Genomic DNA, 4,055 nt, shown 5'->3' with positions numbered 1-4,055 from the left:
GGTCACCGAATCCGTAGGAGCGAGGCTTGCCCGCGAAGCTTTTAAAGGTCACACGCGGGATGCGAACAACGCCTGATGATCGCGGCACTGTTCGGCCGTCAACATGAACACGCCATGCCCGCCACGCTCGAACTCAAGCCAGGCGAAGTCGACTTCCGGGTACAGCGCTTCAACGTGAATCTGGCTGTTGCCCACCTCGACAATCAACAAACCCTTCTCGGTCAGGTGATCCGCCGCTTCGGCGAGCATGCGGCGCACCAGATTCAAGCCATCGTCACCGCAGGCCAGGCCCAGCTCCGGTTCATGCTGGTATTCGTCCGGCATGTCGGCGAAATCTTCGGCGTCCACATACGGCGGGTTCGACACGATCAGGTCGAACCGCTGACCCGGCAAGCCATCGAAACCATCACCCTGCACCGTGAAGACCCGCTCATCGACGCCATGGCGTTCGATATTCTGGTTGGCCACTTCCAGCGCTTCGAACGACAGATCGGCCAAGACCACTTCGGCGTCCTGGAACTCGTAGGCGCAGGCGATACCGATGCAACCGGAGCCGGTGCACAGGTCGAGGATCCGCGCAGGTTCCGTGCCCAGCCATGGGGTAAAACGGTTTTCGATCAACTCGCCGATCGGCGAGCGCGGGATCAGCACGCGCTCATCGACGATGAACGACAGGCCGCAGAACCAGGCCTCGCCCAGCAGATAGGCCGTCGGCACACGCTCTTCGATGCGGCGCTTGAGCAGCAACTGCAAATGCGCGACCTCGTCTTCTTCCAGATTGCAGTCCAGGTAGCTGTCGGAGATTTCCCACGGCAGGTGCAGCGCACCCAACACCAGTTGACGGGCTTCATCCCAAGCGTTGTCGGTGCCATGGCCGAAAAACAGATCCTCCCCATGGAAGCGGCTGACGGCCCAACGGATATGGTCACGCAGGGTGCGAAGGCGGGAAGTGATCACGACGGCAAACTCCAGAAAAATCGACTGGCGATTCTACCAGTCAAACGTCGGCAGGACGAACGCGGGAAAACGCCATCGCCAATGTAGGACTAATCTCTTTTTTCACTTGGGTATTGAACAAAACGGACCACTTGACAACGCTGCACGCCAGTAACGACGGTGCCTACGATGGTAGCGATTCACAGAAGCGCTCAGCCAGAGGACAATGGCGCAAAAGCCCCACTCCAAGGAGCCCCAGAATGTCCGTTCCACAAACGATGTTTCAACTCAGCGGTCGCGGTTATCCGGCGGCCAAACTGAGTCATGCGACCCTGATCATTATCGATGCCCAGAAAGAGTACCTCAGCGGCCCGCTTGCCCTGAGCGGCATGGATGAGGCAGTCGCGAACATCAAACAATTGGTCACTGCCGCCCGTGCAGCCGGTCGGCCGATTGTGCACGTCAGCCATCTCGGCACTGTCGGTGGTCTGTTCGACCCACGCGGGGAGCGTGGCCAGTTCATTCCAGGGCTGGAGCCGCTGGACGGTGAAATCAGGATCGAGAAGATTCTGCCCAGTGCGTTTCACGGCACCGATCTGAAAAAACGCCTCGAAGAACTGGGTTCGGTGGATCTGGTGGTGTGCGGTTTCATGAGCCACTCCAGCGTCAGCACCACGGTGCGGGCAGCGAAAAACCTGGGCTTTCGCTGCACCCTCGTGGAAGACGCCTGCGCCACCCGCGACCTGCCCTACAAGGGTGGCGTGCTGAGCGCCGAGCATGTTCAGCAGACTGAAATGGCAATCATGGCCGACAACTTTGCCGCCGTTGCCCAGACCAGCAGCCTGATCTGATAGATGTTCAATGAGCGGCCCATGCGCCGCTCATCCGCAAAAGCCTCTCATTAGCTGTAATTGTCTTAGCCTCAGGAACAACCCGGTCAACTTCCGGTCGAAGGGCCGATACCCACTGAGGAAGGTCGGAATGAAGTTATCCGATGGTTTTGACGCTCGCCGCTTGCGCCCCAAAGGCCAACGCAACTGGCGTTTTCGAATCGGCGCGGCGTTCGCCGCGCTGCTGGCAACCTGCGGAGTTCTGCTCGCCATGGCCGGCGTCGCCGCACTGCTGGGCCACGCCCCTGCCCTGGGCGAGATGAACACCAATCGCGGCGGTGCTGCTGTAGTCCTGGTGGTCGGCCTGTTCGTGCTGTACATCGGCGTGTGGCTGTGGCGCCGCTGCCGCCGTTGCTCGCGGCAGTCGCGAGAGCTGAACATGTCCCCGCATCTTATGAAGAAACACGACTGAAACCCTGCCCGGATCGAACGCCGCGCGTTTTGTCGCGCGCCCATTTGCTTCGAGTTGGGTAAACTGGCCGCCCTTCGCGGAGGCTGACATGCAAGACGACGATTTTTCCCTGTTCAAAAGTGCGATCCAAGGCGTCAAGCCGATCAAGCACGATCGCGCCGAAACCGGCAAACCCAAAGCTGACCGCGCACAGATCGCCAAGCTGCGCCAGTCCGCCACCGTGCGCACTGATGTCGCTACCGTAGACGGTCTGTCCGATCAGTTCGTGATCGACGTCGGGCCTGAAGACGAGCTGATGTGGGCCCGTGACGGCGTGCAGGAAAGCCAGATGCGCAAGCTCAAGGTCGGGCAGATTCCATTCGAAGGCAGCCTCGACCTGCACGGCATGAACGTGGAAAAGGCCCGGGAAACCCTCTGGGCGTTCCTGGCCGAAGCGACCAAATTCGAAATCCGCTGCGTGCGCGTCACCCACGGCAAGGCTGTGCGCCTGGACGGCAAGCGGCCGATGATCAAAAGCCACGTCAACACCTGGCTGCGCCAGCATCCGCAAGTGCTCGGCTTCACCTCCTGCCAGGCCAAACATGGCGGTGCCGGCGCCGTTTATGTGATGCTCAAGCGCACCATGATGGAAGGTCGCGACGAGTAAAGCTGATGCGTCACGCTTGCAGCGCCGTGTCCGCCACCGTACCCTTGCCCTTTGCGTAAAATCCCACAGGTAGTTTCATGTCCCTGGAACAGAATTACACCGCGATCCTCGGCCAATTGGGCGAGGACGTCTCCCGCGAAGGCCTGCTCGACACGCCAAAACGTGCCGCCAAAGCCATGAAGTACCTCTGCCGCGGTTACGAGCAGACGCTCGAAGAGGTCACCAACGGTGCCTTGTTCAGCTCCGACAACAGCGAAATGGTGCTGGTCAAGGACATCGAGCTCTACTCGTTGTGCGAACACCACCTGCTGCCATTCATCGGCAAGGCCCACGTCGCCTACATTCCGAGCGGCAAGGTCTTGGGCCTGTCGAAAGTCGCGCGGATCGTCGATATGTACGCCCGCCGCCTGCAGATCCAGGAAAACCTCAGCCGCCAGATCGCCGATGCGGTCCAGCAGGTGACCGGTGCCCTGGGCGTTGCAGTGGTGATCGAGGCCAAGCACATGTGCATGATGATGCGCGGTGTGGAAAAGCAGAATTCGTCGATGATCACCTCGGTGATGCTCGGTGAGTTCCGCGAGAACGCCGCCACCCGCAGCGAATTCCTCAGCCTGATCAAGTAATTCGCTTGCGTAAGAAAACCGGCATTCATCGCCGGTTTTTTTTCGCCCGTGAAAAATCAGGTAAGCTGCGCGCCTTTCTTCATTTGCCCCGTGAGGCTTGCAATATGCTCGTCAAAGCGCTTCGTGTCGGCCTCGGCCAACTGATCATCCTCATCGACTTCATCACCCGCCCCGGCAAGAAGCAACGCCCCGCCGCCGCCCAGGCCCAGGTCGAAGCCTCGGCCAAGGGCCTGACCCTGTATCAGTTCCACGCCTGCCCGTTCTGCGTGAAAACCCGCCGCACCCTGCGCCGCCTGAACGTGCCGGTGGCGTTGCGCGATGCGAAGAACAACGAACAGGATCGCCAGACCCTGCTCGAGCAAGGCGGCAAGATCAAAGTGCCGTGCCTGCGTATCGAAGAAGACGGCAAGACCACCTGGATGTATGAGTCCAAGGTGATCATTGATTATCTGGATAAGCGGTTTGCGGCTGTCTGATGGTTTTGTGGTGTGATGGAGGGCCTCTTCGCGGGCAAGCCTCGCTCCTACAGGAATAGCGATCCTCCCGTA

6 protein-coding genes are annotated in these 4,055 nt (G+C 60.0%); 5 read left to right on the top strand and 1 reads right to left on the bottom strand.

The features are described 5' to 3' along the window. Positions 1-48: 48 nt before the first annotated feature. A complete protein-coding gene (gene prmB / locus ACW9JE_RS29270) occupies positions 49-957 on the bottom strand; it encodes a 50S ribosomal protein L3 N(5)-glutamine methyltransferase (RefSeq protein ID WP_224542113.1) in 909 nt (302 codons plus the stop codon). Positions 958-1,196: 239 nt separating this feature from the next. On the opposite strand from prmB, the gene ACW9JE_RS29265 reads away from it, so the two are divergent. From ACW9JE_RS29265 to ACW9JE_RS29245, 5 genes are all read left to right on the top strand, one after another. Further along, entirely contained in the window at positions 1,197-1,787 is a 591-nt protein-coding gene (locus ACW9JE_RS29265) for a cysteine hydrolase family protein (RefSeq protein ID WP_457434743.1), read from the top strand. 130 nt (positions 1,788-1,917) lie between these two features. Further along, on the top strand, positions 1,918-2,238 hold the full coding sequence (locus tag ACW9JE_RS29260) for a hypothetical protein (RefSeq protein WP_457434742.1): 321 nt from the start codon (positions 1,918-1,920) through the stop codon (positions 2,236-2,238). 88 nt (positions 2,239-2,326) lie between these two features. After that, positions 2,327-2,884, top strand: a complete 558-nt coding sequence (locus tag ACW9JE_RS29255; protein ID WP_457434741.1) for a Smr/MutS family protein — start codon at positions 2,327-2,329, stop codon at positions 2,882-2,884. 77 nt (positions 2,885-2,961) lie between these two features. Continuing rightward, positions 2,962-3,507 carry a GTP cyclohydrolase I FolE gene (gene folE / locus ACW9JE_RS29250; protein WP_110964232.1) on the top strand — a complete coding sequence of 182 codons (546 nt, stop codon included), beginning with the start codon at positions 2,962-2,964 and terminating at the stop codon, positions 3,505-3,507. 104 nt (positions 3,508-3,611) lie between these two features. After that, the gene (locus ACW9JE_RS29245) at positions 3,612-3,983 is read left to right on the top strand and encodes a glutathione S-transferase N-terminal domain-containing protein (protein ID WP_224542106.1); all 372 of its coding nucleotides are present in this window, start codon (positions 3,612-3,614) and stop codon (positions 3,981-3,983) included. The last annotated feature ends 72 nt before the right edge of the window (positions 3,984-4,055 follow it).

This window comes from Pseudomonas sp. SDO55104_S430, assembly GCF_054070595.1.
The sequence above is the reverse complement of the archived record's forward strand: the minus strand, read 5'-3'. Positions and strand labels throughout refer to the sequence as shown.

What these genes read in the sequence shown, in the direction of transcription:
- ACW9JE_RS29265 (WP_457434743.1), top strand. Translation starts at nt 1,197, where the DNA reads ATGTCCGTTCCACAAACGATGTTTCAACTCAGCGGTCGCGGTTATCCG.
- ACW9JE_RS29260 (WP_457434742.1), top strand. Translation starts at nt 1,918, where the DNA reads ATGAAGTTATCCGATGGTTTTGACGCTCGCCGCTTGCGCCCCAAAGGC.
- ACW9JE_RS29255 (WP_457434741.1), top strand. Translation starts at nt 2,327, where the DNA reads ATGCAAGACGACGATTTTTCCCTGTTCAAAAGTGCGATCCAAGGCGTC.
- folE (WP_110964232.1), top strand. Translation starts at nt 2,962, where the DNA reads ATGTCCCTGGAACAGAATTACACCGCGATCCTCGGCCAATTGGGCGAG.
- ACW9JE_RS29245 (WP_224542106.1), top strand. Translation starts at nt 3,612, where the DNA reads ATGCTCGTCAAAGCGCTTCGTGTCGGCCTCGGCCAACTGATCATCCTC.